Origin of the sequence: Streptomyces sp. NPDC006435 (assembly GCF_040612315.1) — a bacterium.
Lineage (GTDB): Bacteria > Actinomycetota > Actinomycetes > Streptomycetales > Streptomycetaceae > Streptomyces.
In genome coordinates this window covers 189,605-206,206 of record NZ_JBEXPY010000003.1, presented here as the reverse complement: position 1 = coordinate 206,206, position 16,602 = coordinate 189,605, and the positions used below count along the sequence as shown (strand labels likewise).

At 72.9% G+C, this 16,602-nt stretch carries 15 protein-coding genes and 1 pseudogene; 3 read left to right on the top strand and 13 right to left on the bottom strand.

Annotated elements, in window-relative coordinates; translation table 11 throughout:
* Window positions 1–112: 112 nt before the first annotated feature.
* The 9 genes from ABZZ04_RS05185 to ABZZ04_RS05145 all read right to left on the bottom strand — a co-directional run bounded on the left by ABZZ04_RS05185 (window position 113) and on the right by ABZZ04_RS05145 (window position 8,479).
* Window positions 113–1,189: an ATP-binding protein gene (locus ABZZ04_RS05185; protein ID WP_356930819.1), complete on the bottom strand. Its 1,077-nt coding sequence runs from the start codon at window positions 1,187–1,189 to the stop codon at window positions 113–115.
* Window positions 1,186–1,923 (bottom strand): response regulator transcription factor, encoded by a 738-nt coding sequence (locus ABZZ04_RS05180; protein ID WP_148839177.1) that lies wholly within the window; start codon window positions 1,921–1,923, stop codon window positions 1,186–1,188. Before ABZZ04_RS05180 ends, ABZZ04_RS05185 begins: the two co-directional genes overlap by 4 nt.
* 223 nt (window positions 1,924–2,146) lie before the next feature.
* Window positions 2,147–2,839, bottom strand: a complete 693-nt coding sequence (locus ABZZ04_RS05175; protein ID WP_356930818.1) for a spermidine synthase — start codon at window positions 2,837–2,839, stop codon at window positions 2,147–2,149.
* 232 nt (window positions 2,840–3,071) lie between these two features.
* A complete protein-coding gene (locus tag ABZZ04_RS05170; protein ID WP_356930964.1) occupies window positions 3,072–3,680 on the bottom strand; it encodes a hypothetical protein in 609 nt (202 codons plus the stop codon).
* A gap of 44 nt (window positions 3,681–3,724) precedes the next feature.
* Entirely contained in the window at window positions 3,725–5,068 is a 1,344-nt protein-coding gene (locus ABZZ04_RS05165; protein ID WP_356930817.1) for a hypothetical protein, read from the bottom strand.
* On the bottom strand, window positions 5,065–5,886 hold the full coding sequence (locus tag ABZZ04_RS05160; RefSeq protein ID WP_356930963.1) for an ABC transporter ATP-binding protein: 822 nt from the start codon (window positions 5,884–5,886) through the stop codon (window positions 5,065–5,067). The genes ABZZ04_RS05165 and ABZZ04_RS05160 overlap by 4 nt, the downstream gene beginning before the upstream one ends.
* A gap of 2 nt (window positions 5,887–5,888) precedes the next feature.
* Window positions 5,889–6,953 carry a zf-HC2 domain-containing protein gene (locus tag ABZZ04_RS05155; RefSeq protein WP_356930816.1) on the bottom strand — a complete coding sequence of 355 codons (1,065 nt, stop codon included), beginning with the start codon at window positions 6,951–6,953 and terminating at the stop codon, window positions 5,889–5,891.
* A complete protein-coding gene (locus ABZZ04_RS05150) occupies window positions 6,950–7,552 on the bottom strand; it encodes an RNA polymerase sigma factor (protein WP_356930815.1) in 603 nt (200 codons plus the stop codon). The genes ABZZ04_RS05155 and ABZZ04_RS05150 overlap by 4 nt, the downstream gene beginning before the upstream one ends.
* Window positions 7,553–7,636: 84 nt before the next feature.
* Window positions 7,637–8,479 carry a nucleotidyltransferase gene (locus tag ABZZ04_RS05145; protein WP_356930962.1) on the bottom strand — a complete coding sequence of 281 codons (843 nt, stop codon included), beginning with the start codon at window positions 8,477–8,479 and terminating at the stop codon, window positions 7,637–7,639.
* A gap of 198 nt (window positions 8,480–8,677) precedes the next feature.
* On the opposite strand from ABZZ04_RS05145, the gene ABZZ04_RS05140 reads away from it, so the two are divergent.
* Entirely contained in the window at window positions 8,678–9,742 is a 1,065-nt protein-coding gene (locus tag ABZZ04_RS05140; RefSeq protein ID WP_356930814.1) for a Gfo/Idh/MocA family oxidoreductase, read from the top strand.
* A gap of 123 nt (window positions 9,743–9,865) precedes the next feature.
* On the opposite strand, the pseudogene ABZZ04_RS05135 reads toward ABZZ04_RS05140, so the two are convergent.
* Window positions 9,866–10,018 (bottom strand): annotated as a pseudogene (locus tag ABZZ04_RS05135) (DUF1877 family protein); the annotation flags it as partial.
* A gap of 145 nt (window positions 10,019–10,163) precedes the next feature.
* Between ABZZ04_RS05135 and lon the strand changes: the two are divergent.
* On the top strand, window positions 10,164–12,584 hold the full coding sequence (gene lon, locus ABZZ04_RS05130) for an endopeptidase La (RefSeq protein ID WP_356930813.1): 2,421 nt from the start codon (window positions 10,164–10,166) through the stop codon (window positions 12,582–12,584).
* Between the two features lie 166 nt (window positions 12,585–12,750).
* On the opposite strand, the gene ABZZ04_RS05125 is transcribed toward lon, so the two are convergent.
* Entirely contained in the window at window positions 12,751–13,431 is a 681-nt protein-coding gene (locus ABZZ04_RS05125; protein ID WP_356930961.1) for a polysaccharide deacetylase family protein, read from the bottom strand.
* A 304-nt stretch (window positions 13,432–13,735) separates the two neighbouring features.
* Complete coding sequence (locus ABZZ04_RS05120; RefSeq protein ID WP_356930812.1) at window positions 13,736–14,593, bottom strand: lysozyme; 858 nt, start codon at window positions 14,591–14,593, stop codon at window positions 13,736–13,738.
* Window positions 14,594–14,832: 239 nt separating this feature from the next.
* Between ABZZ04_RS05120 and ABZZ04_RS05115 the strand changes: the two genes are divergently transcribed.
* Window positions 14,833–15,315: a MarR family transcriptional regulator gene (locus ABZZ04_RS05115; protein WP_356930811.1), complete on the top strand. Its 483-nt coding sequence runs from the start codon at window positions 14,833–14,835 to the stop codon at window positions 15,313–15,315.
* A 136-nt stretch (window positions 15,316–15,451) separates the two neighbouring features.
* On the opposite strand, the gene ABZZ04_RS05110 is transcribed toward ABZZ04_RS05115, so the two are convergent.
* Complete coding sequence (locus tag ABZZ04_RS05110; RefSeq protein WP_356930810.1) at window positions 15,452–16,237, bottom strand: hypothetical protein; 786 nt, start codon at window positions 16,235–16,237, stop codon at window positions 15,452–15,454.
* Window positions 16,238–16,602 lie beyond the last annotated feature (365 nt).

Sequence of the window (16,602 nt, the reverse complement as noted above, 5' to 3'; positions counted from 1 at the left end):
AACAAGCATGGTTCCGCTTCGCTGAGGGTACGTCGAACCGCGGCTGCGGCCCCCTGGATCGCACCCCTTGAAAGGAACACGCAGAACGTGCCCTTCCGGTTCGAACCCTATGTCAACCTCGCGCCTGGGTGGTCCCCGGAAGAGTGACCTGAATTCGGCAGCCGCGAGCAGATTCGGCCACGCCGATGCGTCCGCCGTGCAGATCCACCGCCCAGCGGGCGATCGCCAGACCGAGCCCCGTGCCCCCGTCGCTGCCCGGACCGTGCGGCGACGACACCTCGCCCCGGTTGAAACGCTCGAAGACCCGGTGCCGCTCCGCCTCCGGAATGCCCGGCCCCTCGTCCAGGACCTCCAGCACGAGGGACTCCGGTCCGGCCCCGCGCCGCGCCAGCACGGTGACCCGGCCGTGCGGCGGGCTGTGCTTGACAGCGTTGTCGATCAGATTGGCCACCACCTGGTGCAGGCGTTCCGCGTCCGCGTGTGCGGTCAGCTCGGGCGGCGAGACGTCCAGATGCAGGTGTACGTCCTTTCGGGTGTGGTTCCCGGAACCGGACGACAGCCTGCGGTGCGAGACGGCGAGGTTCGCCTCCTTCAGCACTCCCGACAGGTACGGCCACACCTCGAAGCGGCGGGCCCTGAGCGTGACCACCCCGTTGTCCAGCCGGGACAGGTCCAGCAGCGTCTCCACCAGCCGGCCGAGCCGCTCGGTCTGCTTCAGCGCGGTGCGCATGGTCTCCGGATCGGCCGAGGACACCCCGTCCACGACGTTCTCCAGCACGGCTCTCAGCGCCGCGATGGGAGTGCGCAACTCGTGCGAGACGTTGGCCACCAGCTCCTTGCGGTGCCGGTCCACGGCCTCCAGGTCGTCCGCCATGAGGTTGATCGTCTGGGCCAGGTCGCCCAGCTCGTCGCGCCGGTCGGCGCCGCTCACCCGCCGGGTGTAGTCGCCATGGGATATCGACCGGGCCACCGTCGTCATCTCGTCCAGCGGCGCCGTCAGGCCGTGCGCCACGAACTGCGTGATCAGCAGGGTCGCGATCACCGAGAACACCGTGATGAACCGCAGCTCGGTCCGGGTGCGCACGGCCACCATCAGCAGCCCGGTGGTGATGAACACCGAGACCACCACGAGCGTGCCCAGCTTGGCCTTGACGGAGAAGGGCCTCAGCCCGGGGCCGGAGGCGGTCATGGGGCCGGGGTCTCCAGGGCGTAGCCGACACCGTGCACGGTGCGGATCCGCTCCGCGCCGATCTTCCGGCGCAGCGCCTTGATGTGGCTGTCCACGGTGCGGGTGCCGGAGGCGTCCGCCCAGTCCCAGACCTCGGCCAGCAACTGCTCCCGGGACAGGACGGCGCGCGGGGTGTTCGCCAGACAGACCAGCAGGTCGAACTCGGTCGGTGTGAGGTGGACGTCCTCGGCGCGCACCCGGACCCGCCGCTGGGCGTGGTCGATCTCCAGCTCGCCGAGGCGCAGTATCCCGCTCCGCGGCGTCACGGCGGCCAGCGCCGCACGTTCGACCCGGCGCAGCAGGACGTGCACCCGGGCCGCCAGCTCACGCATCGAGAACGGCTTGGTCATGTAGTCGTCGGCGCCGACCCCGAGGCCGACCAGCATGTCGGTCTCGTCGTCCCGGGCCGTCAGCATCAGCACCGGCACCGGCCGCTGGGCCTGCACCCGGCGGCAGACCTCCAGGCCGTCGAAGCCGGGAAGCATGATGTCGAGCACCATCAGGTCGGGCTGCCAGGCCTCGGCCGCGTCCACCGCCGCGGGGCCGTCGAGTGCGGTCTGCACCAGAAAGCCCTCGGCCCGCAGTCGGGCGGAAATGGCATCGACGATCGTGGCGTCGTCCTCGACCACCAGCACCCGGCGCTGCGCTCCCGGGGTGGCCGCGACGTTGTTGTGGGTGGTGTGTGTCTGTTCCATCGCCCCGCCCCTGCCCGTCCTCGCGGGGGCCGTTCCCCCGGACGCACGGTCTTCGCTTGTGGATTTCGTGGGTGACCCCGTTACGGGTCAGCAGCGTAAAGGCAGCGGACTGCTCTCGGCTACGCAGGGTGTAACGGCTCGGGCGCGAGGAAGTGGCGGAGTGTCGGCCTTGTGATGCTTGGCCCCGGGGCTTTCGGGGCCGTCGATACCCGGCGGGGGAATCTCAGTCCGTCCGAAGTGCGAGATGCACCACGTCGGGAACACCTCGGGCAACACTGACCTCTTCGGTTCTTACCCCACTGAAACCGGCATTCCGCAGGGCCTGTTCGAAGTCGGCGGAAGGCTGGGCGGACCACACCGCGAGAACGCCGCCCGGCGTCAGCCGCTCCAGACAGTCCGCCAGACCGGCGGGCGAGTACAGGCTCGTGTTGTCATCGGTGACCGTCCAGTCCGGCCCGTTGTCGATGTCCAGGCACAGGGCGTCGTAACGCTCCGTGGTCGTGTGCAGGTGGGCGACGAGGTCCGCGGTCAGGATCGAGGCCCGCGGATCGGCGAGCGCCGCGCCGGAGATCGAGGCCAGCGGACCCTCCAGGTGCCAGTCCACGATCGCCTGCTCCCGCTCGGCCACGACGATCCGCCCCCAGCGCGGCTCGGCGGCGGCGCGGGCCAGCGAGAAACCGACCCCGAGCCCCCCGATGAGCACCGACGGGTCCGGCCGGTCGGCGGGCAGGGCGGCCAGCGCCGCGTCGATCAGCAGCCGCTCGGAGCGCCCGTCCGAGGTGTCCATCAGGAAGCACCCGTTGGCGATGATCTCGAAGTCGTCACCGCGCTCCCGCAGGACGACCTCGCCGTACGGGCCTTCGCGACGGTCGAGCGTGACGGGGGTGGGGGCGTCGGAGCGGTGCGTGTGGGGCATGGTGCGGGTCTCCGGTGGACGCGTGGACAGGGTCCCCGCCATCCTGTCCGGTCGGCGCGGCCGGAGGCCAGCGGATTGCCGGGTCCGGGGGCGGGGCGGGGCCGGATCGCCGGGACCGTCCGTTGCCGGAGGCCGGTGGGGCGTCCGGCCCGTACGCCGCCGGGGCCGGTGGGGGTGTTCGGCCGGTGTGTCGTCGGGGCCGGTGGGGGCGTTCGGCCCGTGCGCCGTCGGGCTACCCGCGTTCCGGGCGTGCGCCGCGCACCACGAGGAGGGCCGACCCCGCCACGAACGCCGTCACGGCCACCGCCCACGCCGCCCCCTGCGGGCCCGGCTGCATCGGCCAGGCCCACACCGCCGCGGCACCGCCCGGGGTGCGCGGCGCCGCCAGATAGACCGCCCCGCCGTAGACCGTCATCGGCAGCCAGCTCGGCCGGGCGCCGATCAGGGCGGCGGAGGCCGCGGCCACCCCGGTCGCGCCGAGCACGTTGCGCACCATGGCGAGGGCCCCGTACGCCTCCGGGTGACCGGGGACGGCCGCCGCGAGCGCGCCGGCCGCCAGCGCGGTCGGTGCCAGCAGGTGCAGCAGTCTCCGTGGCCACCAGCGGCGCACCGCGGTCCGGTCCAGCTCGTCGGAGTGCGCGTACAGGCCGGTGCCGATCGCGGCGGAGGCGAGCAGCGGGGCCAGTACGACGACCGGGACGCGGGCGGTGTGGTCGAAGTACGGCCGGCTCTCCAGCCAGTGCGCCGCCCAGGCGGCGACGAGGGCGACGCAGACCAGGGTGACGACGGTGAGCGGGAGCGCGCGGGAACGGAGGTACAGGACAGGGGGACGGGACCGCAGGCGCGGAAGGGGAAGGAGAGGAACGGCAGGGCCTGGACGGGTGCTCACAGGGCCGGTACCTCCGAGGGCGTGCAGCTGTTCCGGGTCGCCAGGTAGCGGCCGAGCCAGGCCCTGCGGTCGGTGTCCGGCATGGCTTCGAGACGGGCGAGCCGACGGGACTCCGGGTACCACCGTGATTCCTCGCCGGCCAGCCAGCTCCGTACCGCGTCGTCGGTGCGCTCCATCCGGTCGGCCTCCCGGGCACTCCTGCGGTCCTCGCCGTCCGGGCAGTCGCGGGCGGTCAGGCCCAGAGCGGTGCTCGCCGCGTACTCCCGGGGGTCGGTCAGCCGGTCCCGGGTGATGCCCCAGCCCCGTACGGCGTGCGCGAGGGGGGCCTCGCCGTCCTTCGGTTCGTACCGCGGGGCGACGTAACGGACCGGTGCGCCAGGCACCCCCTCCAGCCGGGAGAACACCCCCTCCAGCGCCTCGGACACCTGGGGCAGCACGAGGGAGTCGGACGCGGCCAGACAGATCTGCGGAGTGCCGGGGGCGGCCTTCGAGCAGACCTTGCGCGTCGTGGCCGGATCGTCCCGGAGCAGGCCGTCGCCCGTGCGCGCGATCACCGTCCCGGCCGCGACCGCCAGCACGAGCGGTACGACGACCGGCAGCCGCCGCCGGGCCGCGTACGCCAGCAGCACCGTGGCGCCGATGCCGCCCGTCCAGGCCAGCAGGACCGGTGCGAACCACCACACCGGCACGGACCCTTCGAGGTAGAACTGTTCGGCCGGGCTCAGGAAACGGGCGTTCGACTCCAGATAGCCCGGGGCGCCCAGCGCGACGTACAGGACGGCCGCGAGCACCGGGGCGGCCAGCCGCCACCGCACCAGCCGGCCGACGACGAAGCCCACAGGAGCCACGGACAGCAGGAACCCGAGGTCCGTGGCGGCGATCGCGAGGGACGGGCCGCCCGCGCCGGTGTACGGGGCGGTCGCCGCGAACACCGAGGCCAGCGCGACCAGATACCCGGCAGCCGCCCACAGCGCGACGGGCGTCATGGCCGTCACCACCCGGGCGAACCGGCCGCGCGGCACGGAGAGCAGCAGCTCGGCAGTACCGCGCCGGTGCTCCCTGCCGCCCTGCCAGCAGGCCGCCGCGGCGACGAGCGGGCCGGCGAGCAGGGTCGCCGCCGAGTGCAGCTCGGTCTGCGTATCGCCCCAGCTCCCCTGCCACTGGGTCGCCTTGCTCCACAGTGGGACGAGGAGCGTGAGGGCGACGGCGAGGCCCGTCCACGGGGCGATTCCGCGCCGCAGCTCGGTCCGCAGGGCGGCGTTCGGGAGGGCACGGGGCCGGATCCTTCCGGGCCCGGGCCTTCCGGACGAGGTCTTCTCCGGGGTGGTGGGGGTCGTCATCGGGTTGTCACCGCCGCCCGGTGCGCGCGCAGCGCGGCGGTGTAGCCGCGCTCGACGGGGTTGCCGTCCGACAGTTCCGTTCCGTCGCCCGCCGTGCCGCCCGCGTCGTCCGTGCCGCCGAGTTCCGCCAGCTCGCGCGTCGTGCCCCGGTACGCGACCCGGCCCGCCTCGATCAGCGTGACCTCGGTGCAGGCCGCGGCCACGTCCTCGACCAGATGGGTCGAGACGATCACGGTGGCCGTGCGGCCCAGTTCCCGTATCAGCGCCCGGAACTCGACCCGCTGTTCCGGGTCGAGACCGGCGGTGGGCTCGTCGAACAGGAGCAAATCCGGGTCGTTGACGATCGCCTGGGCGATGCCGACCCGTCGCACCATGCCGCCCGACAGGGTCTTCACCCGGGCGTCGATCCGGTCCGTCAGACCCACCCGGTCCACCGCGCGTTCGACGGCGGCGGGGACGGTCGCCGCGTCCATCTCCTTGAGCCAGGCCACGTAGGAGACGAACTCGCGGACCGTGAAGCCCGGGTAGTGGCCGAACTCCTGCGGCAGGTAGCCGAGCCTGCGCCGGACCTCCGCCCGGCTGCGGTGGTCCGCCCGGTCGCCGACCCGGCTGCCGAGCAGCTCCACCCGGCCGCCGGACGGTGCCGCGACCGTGGCGAGCACCCGGATCAGCGAGGTCTTGCCCGCCCCGTTCGGGCCGAGGAGCCCGTGCACACCGGGTGCGAAGTCGAGATCGACGGCGTCCAGCGCGGTCGTCCTGCGGTGCCGGACGGTCAGTCCCCTGACCTCCACCGTGTTCACGGCCGTGGTGCCGTTCACGTTCACGACGTCTCCAGATGGTCGAAGGATCTGCGGCGCGCGGCGAGCAGGACGGCGCACAGCAGCGCCGCCGCGGCCCAGGCGCCCTGAGCGGAAGGACCGGCGAAGTACCGCGCGGCCCCGGTCACCGGTGCCTCGACGGCGGAGGGCGAGGCACCCGCGGACAGCACGACGGCGACCGCCCAGGCGGCGGCCACGGACGAGGCGCCGGTGCGGCAGCCGACGTACGAACCGAGCGCGAGCGCCGCCAGCGTCATCGCCAGCCCCGGCAGCAGCCAGGCAGCCGGGCCCGGCCCGGTGGCGGACGGGGGCAGCGCCGCCCCGGCGAGGGTGAGCGCCGGGATGCTCACGCCCAGCACCACGGCGGTCCTGGTCAGCAGCAGCCGCAGCCCGCCGGACGGGGTGGCCGCGGCGATCTCGTGCATCGGGTCCGTGTGCCGCCCGTAGGAGACGACGACCCCGGCGAGCGGCAGCACCGGCGCGACGACGAGCAGCAGCGGACGCGCGGCGCCGCCGAGCCCGGCCCCGTACGCCAGGGCGAGGGCCCCCACGGCCACCAGCGCCAGTGCCAGCAGCCACGGCCCGCGCAGCGCGGGCCCCGCGGCCCACAGCAGACGCCCGCCCCGGGCCCCCGGCACGCCGACGGGCGGACGCCCCCGGCCGACAGGGCCGCCTCGGTCTGGTGCGGCGGCCCCCGGGCGCCCTTGGCCCGCGTCGCGATGGGTGCGGGGGCCCGGTCCGCGTACGGCGCGCAGCAGGCGGCGCACCGGATCCGCGCCGCTCCGGGGCCGGGGCGCGGAGCGGCGTACCGGGCCCGCGCCGTCCGGCGCCCCGGCCTCCGCGGTCACCGCGGCCAGCACCCCCTCCCGCACCGCGGCCAGCACCGCGGCCGTCTCCCGGTGCGCGCGTACCGCGGCCGAGACCTCCGCCGCGCACTCCCCGCACGCCTCCACGTGCTTCTCCACGGACCAGGCGTCCGTCTCCGGCAGCGCGTCCGCGGCGTACCGCCCGGCCAGTTCACCGTCCACGTGCCACGGGGCCATCCCGTCACCTCCCGTCGCGGTCATGCCGTGCCCCCCAGCGGTCCGGCCCCCGGTACCGGCAGCTCCAGCGCGGCGCGCAGCTCGCGCCTGGCCCGCATCGCCCGGGTCTTGACCGTGCCCTCCGGTATGCCGAGGAGCCGGGCCGTCTCACGGGTCGTCAGACCGTCGATCACGGTGGCGCGCAGGACCTCCCGCAGCTCGGGCGAGATCCGGTCGAGCGCCGCGCCCACGTCCCCGTACTCCAGACCGGTGAGCACCCGCTCCTCGGCGGACGGCGCGGTGGCGGCCCGCTCCCCGTGCTCCGCCCGCTCGGCCAGCGCGGTGAGCCGGGCGCGGGCCTGCGTCCGCTGCGCGTCCACCAGACGGCGCGAGGCGATCACCCACAGCCAGCCGCCGACCTGCGCGCCGCGGTGCGAACCGGCGGAGCGCCAGACCGTCACGAACGTGTCCTGGAGCACCTCCCGCACGGTCTCGCCGTCCGCGCACCGCCTGTTCAGCCGGGCGAGCAGCCAGCCGGCGTGCCGGTCGTAGAGCGTCGCCAGCGCTTCCGTGTCCCCGCGGGCGACGGCGCGCAACAGCGACTCGTCGTCCCGGTCCTCCCCCGAGGGGTGCAACAGCTTCACACCCCTTCTATCGGGCACCGGGAGCGGACCGGTTCACGGACGGCCGGACGGACGGTACTGCCGTGGTGCGGTGCGGTGCGGTGCTCAGGGGCGAGGCGCCCTCGGGCCGTGCACCGCGAGGTACTCGGCCGCCAGCCACGGAGCGAGGTCCTCGACGAGCATCGCGACGACGGCGGGGTCGGCCGACGGGGCGCGCCCGATGCGCGCGGCCGACCGCAACTGCTCGACCCGCTCCGGACGGTCGGCGTAGTAACGGGCGAACACCTCGGCCGACTCCACCAGATCACTGGTCCAGCCGCCCCATCGCGGCATCACGAGGGTGAAGCCGGAACGGACGAGCCGGCGGGCGACCCCGCGGCTGAGGTACCGGCGCTCGGCGTCCGTGGTGGCCTCGGCGGCCCTCCGCCGCCACCGGGGGAGCAGCAGATGGAGGTCCCCGTTGGTCTCCCGGGCGATCCGCGCGGTCGGGCGGTAGGACGGCAACTGCTGGGCGAGGTCCTCGCCCAGCAGCGGCGTGCAGAGGCAGGCGACGAAGAAGCCGAGGTCGTCGCGTTCGAGCTCGCTGGTGAGCGTCCCGACGTCGAAGAGCAGGACGCCGACCCCGTCGATCAGGTCGGACGAGGCGTCCAGGCCGGCCTCGACGGCGCGGGCCGCGGCCTCGTCCGCCGGGGTGGGCGCGTCGTGCAGCGCCAGCAGCAGGTCCAGGTCGGAGACACCGGGCACGGCCGTGCCCCGCGGGATGCTGCCGTAGACGTACGCGCTGTGCAGCCGCGTGCCGTCGAACGCCGCGGAGATCCGGGACCGGGCCGCCGCCACCACGGGGGCGAACGCCGCGGGCACCCGGCTCAGCGAGCCCTCCCGCCGGATCGTCCCGTCCTCGCCCAGCCCCCGGTCCCCGCTGCCGCCACCGTCGCTGTCGTCGTCCATGTGGGCACTGTGCCCGGTGCGCCGCGCGGAGCCGAACGATTTTCCCGCACGTGTCGGGCCGGGGCCGTACGCGCAGGGCGGGGACTCGTACCCGCGGGGGCAGGGCCCTGTACGCGCGGGGCGGGCACCCGTACGTACAGGGCAGGACGGCCGGAAAAGGCTTGGCGCGGGCGGACGGCGCCAAGAGAGCATGCGCGTATGCGCGTTGCTGTGATCGGGTTGAGGATGGGGCTGTACCTGGCGGGCTGGTGCCGACGGGTGGGCATGGAGGTGGTGGCCGCCTGCGACCGGGAGGCCGAACGCCTGGAGGCGGCGCGGGAGGAGCTGCCGGGAGCGGTGCTCACCGACCGGTGGGAGGACCTGCTGGACCTCCCTCTGGACGGGGTCGTCCTGGCCAACGACTTCGACGCGCACGCGCCGTTGGCCATCGCGTTCCTGGAACGGGGCGTGCATGTGCTCTCCGAGTGCGCGGCCTGCGTGGACGAGGAGGAGGGCCGACGGCTGATCGAGGCGGCGGAGCGGTCCACCGCCACCTACTCCTTCGCCGAGAACTACGTCCTCCACCCGCACGTCCGCCTGCTCCGGGAGGCGATCGGGGCCGGGGAGCTGGGCCGGGTCGACCTGATCGAGGCCGACTACCTGCACGGCATGTCGCCGCAGGACGTCGACGCGTTGATCGGCGACCCCGGCAGCTGGCGCGGCCGCATTGCCGCCACTGCGTACTGCACGCACACCGTCTCGCCGGTGCTGGCCCTCACGGACGCCTGGCCGGTGGAGGTGTCCGCGTTCCGGGCGCACGAGGCGGATCCGGCCCGTGCCGTGGTCATGACCGTACGGCTGTCCACCGGCGCGCTGGCCGTGACCCGCCACGGCTTCCTCCAGGGCGAGCCCGACAGCCACTGGAGCTGGCTGTCCGTCCGCGGCACCCGGGCGCTGGCCGAGTCCGTGCGTGCGTCGGGCGAGCGGTCCTGGTCCGTCCGCGTCCGGGCGGAGGGCTGGACCCGCGACGACGGCGTCGCGCACGAGGAGGAGCGGGTCGCGCCGCCCCTCATCCTGGACGGGCAGCCGGTGGAGCGGCGGGCCGAGGGCACGGTGCGCGTCCTCCAGGGGTTCCGGGCCACGGTGGAACGCGGGGAGCCGCCGCTGGTCCCGGTGCGGCCCGCGGTGGCCGCGTCGCTGGTCGGTGTGGCCGGTGCGGAGTCGCTGAGGAACGGTTCGCGCCCGGTGCCGGTGCCGGACTTCTCCCCGGCCGCCGCGGAGTGACGGACCCGGTGCGCGCATCCGCCCGGTGCCACGCGGGTCCGACGTGCTCATCCGTCCGGCGCCATGCGGATGGCCGGGCACCGGACGGGCGCCTCCCCGTCGGCCCAGTCGGATGAGCATGGCTTCCCCGGCATCCGCCGCTGCCCGGAAGAACGGAACCAGTGCCCGGTAGTGGCTGGCCACGTGGTCGAGCGACTTGCCGCGCTCCCGGACGCCGGCGGGGTAGAGCTCGGCCTCGGTGAGCTCTGCCGGGCGAATGCCCTCGGTCAGGGCCACGTGCAGCCCGGACCGGCCTGCGCGAGGGGTACCGGTTCTGGACGGCGACCGGGTGATCGCTCAGAGCGAACACTCCCCGGGGAACAATGGACGGCTCAGGAGCATTGAGTCTGCATAGCTCAACTTGACTGCCGAAGGGGAGATCATGGCTATCGATTCCAATGCGGTCACTCCGCTCGCCCTGCCCGTGCTGCCGCTCGACGACGAGGTCGTGCTGCCCGGGATGGTGGTGCCTCTGGACCTGTCCGACACCGATGTACGCGTCGCGGTGGAGGCCGCGCAGGTCGCAGCCCGGGACGGCGGGGGCAAGCCCGAGGTGCTCCTGGTGCCGCGGATCGACGGCACGTACACCGGTACCGGTGTGATCGGCACCGTCGAGCAGGTAGGACGGCTTTCGGACGGAGATCCGGGCGCGCTCATCCGCGGCCGGGGCCGGGTGCGGATCGGGGCCGGGACCAGCGGGCCGGGCGGAGCGCTGTGGGTGGAGGGGACCAGGGTCGACGCGGTCGTTCCCGACCCGCTCCCCGGCGCCGCCGCCGAGCTGGTCAAGGAGTACAAGGCGCTCGCCACCAGCTGGCTGAAGAAGCGCGGCGCCTGGCAGGTCGTGGACCGGGTCCAGCAGATCGAGGACATCTCCGCGCTCGCCGACAATTCCGGTTACTCGCCCTTCCTCACCACTGCCCAGAAGGTGCAGCTCCTGGAGACCACGGACCCGGTCGCCCGGCTGAAGCTCGCCATCCAGTGGCTCGGCGAGCACCTCGCCGAGCAGGACGTCGCCGAGTCCATCGCCAAGGACGTCCAGGAGGGCGTCGACAAGCAGCAGCGCGAGTTCCTGCTGCGGCGCCAGCTCGACGCCGTGCGCAAGGAGCTCGCCGAGCTCAACGGCGACCCGGAGGACGAGTCCGACGACTACCGGGCCCGTGTCGAGGCCGCCGACCTCCCCGAGCATGTCCGTGAGGCCGCGCTCAAGGAGGTCGAGAAGCTGGAGCGTTCCTCCGACCAGAGCCCCGAGGGCTCCTGGATCAGGACCTGGCTCGACACCGTCCTCGAACTGCCGTGGACCGAGCGGACCGAGGACGCCTACGACATCCGGGGCGCCCAGCAGGTGCTCGACGCCGAGCACGCCGGTCTCCAGGACGTGAAGGAACGCATCACCGAGTACCTGGCCGTGCGCAAGCGGCGTTCCGACCGCGGCCTCGGGGTCGTCGGCGGGCGGCGCGGCGGCGCCGTGCTGGCGCTGGTGGGACCGCCCGGCGTGGGCAAGACCTCGCTCGGCGAGTCCGTCGCGCATGCCATGGGCCGCAAGTTCGTCCGCGTCGCCCTCGGCGGCGTGCGGGACGAGGCGGAGATCCGGGGCCACCGGCGTACGTACGTCGGCGCCCTGCCGGGACGCATCGTCCGGGCGATCAAGGAGGCCGGTTCGATGAACCCGGTCGTCCTGCTCGACGAGATCGACAAGGTCGGCTCCGACTTCCGGGGCGACCCGGCCGCCGCCCTCCTCGAAGTCCTCGACCCGGCGCAGAACCACACCTTCCGCGACCACTACCTGGAGGTCGAACTCGATCTCAGCGACGTGGTCTTCCTCGCCACGGCCAATGTGCTCGAAGCCATCCCGGAGGCCCTGCTCGACCGCATGGAGCTGGTCAGGCTCGACGGCTACACCGAGGACGAGAAGGTCGTCATCGCCCGCGACCACCTGCTCCCGCGCCAGCTGGAGCGGGCCGGCCTGGAGAAGGACGAGGTCACGCTCGACGAGTCCGCGCTGCGCAAGCTGGCCGGCGAGTACACCCGCGAGGCGGGCGTGCGGAACCTGGAACGGGCCGTCGCCCGGCTGCTCCGCAAGGTCGCGGCCCAGCACGAACTGGGCGACCGGGAACTGCCGTTCACGGTCACCGAGGCGGACCTGCGGGGCCTGATCGGGCGCCCGCACCACGTCCCGGAGTCCGCCCAGGACCCGTCCGAGCGCCGGACGTCGGTGCCGGGCGTGGCCACCGGACTCGCGGTGACCGGCGCCGGCGGCGACGTGCTCTTCGTGGAGGCGTCGCTCGCCGACCCGGAGACCGGGGCGTCCGGACTGACCCTCACCGGTCAGCTCGGCGACGTGATGAAGGAGTCCGCGCAGATCGCGCTGAGCTTCCTGCGGTCGCACGGTGCGGAACTGGAACTGCCGGTCGCGGACCTGAAGGACCGCGGCGTGCACATCCACTTCCCGGCGGGCGCGGTCCCGAAGGACGGCCCGAGCGCCGGCATCACCATGACGACGGCGCTGGCCTCGCTGCTCTCCGGGCGGCTGGTCCGTACGGACGTGGCGATGACCGGTGAGGTCTCGCTGACCGGACGGGTGCTGCCGATCGGCGGCCTGAAGCAGAAGCTGCTGGCCGCGCACCGGGCCGGGATCACCACCGTGGTGATCCCGAAGCGGAACGAGGCCGACCTGGACGACGTGCCCGCCGAGGTCCTGGACACGCTGGAGGTCCACCCGGTGACGGACGTCCGCCAGGTGCTGGAGATCGCCCTGGCCCCGGCCTCGGCCCGGACCGACGAGAGGATCCCGGCCGCGGCGTGACCGCCACGGCGTGACGGACGCGGCGCCACGCGCGCGACCGGTACGGACGCGACCGGTACGGACGGCCCGCCTTCCCGGCAAGGCGACGGGAGGGCGGGCCGTTCCGCGTGTCCGGGCCGTCCGGGATCCCGGACGGCCCGGGGACGGCCCGGGGACGGGAGATGGATCAGGGGCGGTAGATGGTGCCGGGGACCGGCTCGGCGGGCGCCATCAGCTGGGGGACGGTGACGAAGGTGTAGCCCTGCTTCTTCAGCGCGTCGATGATGCCCGGCACCGCGGGCACCGTGCCCTTGTAGATGTCGTGCAGCAGGATGATGCCGTCCTTGCTCGCCTGGTCCAGGATGCGCTTCTTGATCAGCTCCGAGTCGTTCGTGGAGAAGTCCTTCGCGGTGGCGCTCCACAGGATCTGGGAGAGCCCCAGGTCCTTGCTGATCTCCGAGACGGTGTCGTCGGTGCGGCCCTGCGGCGGGCGCATCAGCCGCGGCTTCTTGCCGGTTATCTCCGCTATCGCGTCCTGGGTCTGCTTCAGCTCGGCGCGTATCTCGTCCGGTTCCCGGTCGGTCAGGACCTGGTGGGTCCAGGTGTGGTTGGCCACCTCGTGCCCCTCGGCGGCGAGCCTGCGCACCATGTCGGGGTGCTTCTTGACGTGGTTCTTGCCCAGCAGGAAGAAGGTGGCGGGGACCTTCTCCTCCTTGAGGATGTCCAGCAGGCGCGGGGTGTACTGGCCGGGGCCGGCGTCGAAGGTCAGGGCTATGCACTTCGCCTTGCGGCAGTCGACCGGGCCGAAGGAGCCCTTGGCGTCGGAGCCCGCGTCCTCACGTGCCGAGCCCGGTGCGGTGGTCTCCATGGAGCAGCCGCTCAGCGTCAGAGTGAGGGCCGTCACAAGGGCTGCGACCAACCCCGTACCGATCGACTTCGTCTTCAGGGACAAGGCGGCTCACTCCTCCGTAGTTGTTGCGGGCACAGGCATGTGCGACGGAGAAGGAATATACACAGGGTGTATACAGCGGGTTCATAGGGGGGCCCGCGCATCGGGCCGGAGGGGAAACCCCTGGTCGGGTGCGGGAAACGGCGATGCCCCGGTGACCGGGCGGGTCACCGGGGCGTGGCGGTGCGGGGAGGTGTGCCGCGCGGCCGGCGGCGAGATCGGATCAGCCGTTGGCGAGCGCCTGGAGACGGTCGTAGGCACCGTTGAAGCGGTTGTGGTCACCGACGTAGGGGCCGGACGAGGTGTACTGCCACATCGTGTAGAAGCCCCAGCCGGCCGGGAGCTCGCCGACAGTGGAGGCGTAACGGGCCACCCACAGCGGGTTGGTGGTGCCGAAGCTGCTGTTGTTGCCGGTGCAGGTCTTCCACCAGCTGGTCGCGGTGTAGATGACCGCGTCGCGGCCGGTGCGCGCCTTGTACCGGTTCACGAAGTCGCGGATCCAGGAGACCATGCCGGCCTGGGTCTTGCCGTAGCACTGGTCGCCGTACGGGTTCCACTCGATGTCGAGCACGCCGGGCAGCGTCTTGCCGTCCCGCGACCAGCCGCCGCCGTTGTTCACGAAGTAGTCGGCCTGGGTGGCGCCGCTCGTGGTGTTCGGGGTGGCGAAGTGGTACGAGCCCCGGATCATGCCGATGTTGTACGAGCCGTTGTACTGCTGCGCGAAGTACTCGTTCTTGTAGTACGTGCCCTCGGTGGCCTTGACGTAGGACCACTTCACGCCGCTGTTCCAGAGCGTCGACCAGGCGACGTTGCCCTGGTGGCCCGAGACGTCGACGCCTTCGGTCTGGACGGCGAGAGTGTTGACCGACCCGCTGTCCTGCTTGCCCTGGCCGTCGTGGGCGATGACGCCCATGCCCATGGTGGCCGTGCCGCGGGCGGGCTTCTTGGCGGCCCTGTCGTGGTCGGCGGCGCTCGCCGCGCCCGGCAGGGCGATGAGGAGGGAGAGGGCCGCGAGCAGGGTCCCGGCCGCGGCGAGGCGGGGCCGACGGGACTGTCCGGACGTGGATCTGAGCACCGGCATGGGAGTGCCTCCGAGGACTCGGTGGGGGGACGCGCTGATCCCAGGGGACGCCCTGCGCCCCCTGCCGCATGTCATGGTGTGGACATGCCAGGCATGACTCTACGCACGTAGAAACGCGCTGCGGAAGAGGGTCCGGGCGCCGTCGTTGGTCTATGCCTGCGAAATACTGGCCGAGCTGCGGTGATGACCAGCGGCGAAAGAATTTTTCAGCAGCAGGAAAGCTTGTGAGGGGTGTTGACGTGCACGGGAGCGAAAGCGGTAGTGAACGCGGCGCGACCGGAGGGAGTGGTGTGGACCACGCATTCCTCGCACTGGAGCGCGAGTTGGCCGTCTTTCTGCGCCGGGCGCGGGCCAATTCCGGGGAGATGGCGCGCGAGGTCCATCCGGAGCTGGAGTCCGCCGCGTACGGACTCCTCGTCCGGCTGGAGTCGGCGGGGCGGCAGCGGGCCACCGATCTCGCGGCCTACTTCGGGGTGGGCAAGGCGACCATGAGCCGTCAACTGCGCGCCCTGGAGGGCCTCGGGCTGGTGGCGCGCGAACCCGACCCGGCCGACGGGCGGGCCTTCCTGGTCCACCTCACCGCCGAGGGGCTGGCCCGCTACCGCAGCGTGCGCGACGCCCGCCGTGAGCGCTACGTCCGCAAGCTCGACGACTGGGACCGGGCCGAGGTGGCCGAACTGGCCAGGCTGCTGCATCAGTTGAACGCCCGCGCCGAGGAGTGACGCCAAGGCGGGGCAGGGCGGGGTGGGGCGTTCACGGCCGCCGATCCGCCCTGCCGACCCGTCAGCCCTCCGGTCCTCCGGCTCTTCGGCCCGTCGGCCCGTCGGTCTTCCGTTCCTTCGTCCTTCTGGTTCTCCGTCACAGCACCGCGTAGAGCGCCGTCGCGTCGTCATGGGTCTTGCCGCGGCGCAGACGTGTGCGCTCCGTGTCCCCGTCCTCCAGGGCCCGCACCCGGTCGATCAGCCCCTGGGCCCCTTCCTTGCGCAGCACTCCGAGGCAGTCCGCCCAGTCGCCCTCGTGGAACATCTCCGTCCAGCGGGCCGCCCCGTCGGTCAGCGCGGCCAGGGCCCGCACCCGGTCGGCGGGGGTGCGCCCGGTGACCGCGCGGTCCGCCACGGAGGGATCGGCGGCGGCGGTGAAGAAGCCGCCCTCCTTGTTCCGCACCCGGGCGTCGGCGATCGCGGCACTGGCCAGCGAACCCGGCGGCAGCCGGTCGAGCCGGTCGTCGAGCAGGGGGCGCACGGTTCCGTCGTGCGCCTCGATCAGCAGTACGGAATCGGAGAGCACCAGATGCTCGACCCCGTCCCCGTCCCAGCGGGCCATGACGACCGTCGCCTGCGGCGTACGAACGTGAGAAAGGTCACACGAGGCGCGGTGTGCGTCGGCGGTGCGCCGAATGGACATGGCCAGAATCTCCTGGAGGGTCAGATCCCGCCGCGAACCGGACAGTTCGACCAGGGCGCCGCCCAGTCGCGCGGTGAACCAGGGGACCGAGTGCACACAACCGTCGTCGTCCGGGGGCGGAGTCACCCCGTCGAGCAGGACCAACGCCCCACCCTGCCCGGACGCGGGCAGTGCGGTGGCGGCCCAGTCCTCGTTCGGACGCTCCGGGCTGCCTGCGGCGGTGGCCAGGTCGATGCGCATGCGGCCAGTCTGCACGATGCCTTCACGAAGCCCGCATCAGGCCGATATCGGCCTGCATCAGCAGGTCAGGGATGCGCCGGGGCGGAAGGAAAGCCTCCGTGCGGCGTGCGGGCGGGCATCCTGCCAAAGCCCGAGCGGAAGTTCCAACCGACGGATCGCGGGTATCCGAGAAGGTTTGAAGGGAAACTTGTTTGCTAACTCTGGAGTGATGTTCACTCGTTCAGGTGGCGGAGTGGTTGATGCGCGCCCCCCTCTCAAAAGCACTGGAATGGTCGGAAGCCGTACCAGGGGTCGGGACGCTCATCACTTGTGACCGTGCGTCACCTCTGCTTCAAGGGCGGACGAGTACAAGATTGCGAGCACCG

Bases quoted from the DNA above. Each gene is read 5' to 3' on its own strand.
- ABZZ04_RS05185 (WP_356930819.1), bottom strand. From the start codon at position 1,189: ATGACCGCCTCCGGCCCCGGGCTGAGGCCCTTCTCCGTCAAGGCCAAG.
- ABZZ04_RS05180 (WP_148839177.1), bottom strand. From the start codon at position 1,923: ATGGAACAGACACACACCACCCACAACAACGTCGCGGCCACCCCGGGA.
- ABZZ04_RS05175 (WP_356930818.1), bottom strand. From the start codon at position 2,839: ATGCCCCACACGCACCGCTCCGACGCCCCCACCCCCGTCACGCTCGAC.
- ABZZ04_RS05165 (WP_356930817.1), bottom strand. From the start codon at position 5,068: ATGACGACCCCCACCACCCCGGAGAAGACCTCGTCCGGAAGGCCCGGG.
- ABZZ04_RS05155 (WP_356930816.1), bottom strand. From the start codon at position 6,953: ATGACCGCGACGGGAGGTGACGGGATGGCCCCGTGGCACGTGGACGGT.
- ABZZ04_RS05145 (WP_356930962.1), bottom strand. From the start codon at position 8,479: ATGGACGACGACAGCGACGGTGGCGGCAGCGGGGACCGGGGGCTGGGC.
- ABZZ04_RS05140 (WP_356930814.1), top strand. From the start codon at position 8,678: ATGCGCGTTGCTGTGATCGGGTTGAGGATGGGGCTGTACCTGGCGGGC.
- lon (WP_356930813.1), top strand. From the start codon at position 10,164: ATGGCTATCGATTCCAATGCGGTCACTCCGCTCGCCCTGCCCGTGCTG.
- ABZZ04_RS05125 (WP_356930961.1), bottom strand. From the start codon at position 13,431: ATGGAGACCACCGCACCGGGCTCGGCACGTGAGGACGCGGGCTCCGAC.
- ABZZ04_RS05120 (WP_356930812.1), bottom strand. From the start codon at position 14,593: ATGCCGGTGCTCAGATCCACGTCCGGACAGTCCCGTCGGCCCCGCCTC.
- ABZZ04_RS05110 (WP_356930810.1), bottom strand. From the start codon at position 16,237: ATGCGCATCGACCTGGCCACCGCCGCAGGCAGCCCGGAGCGTCCGAAC.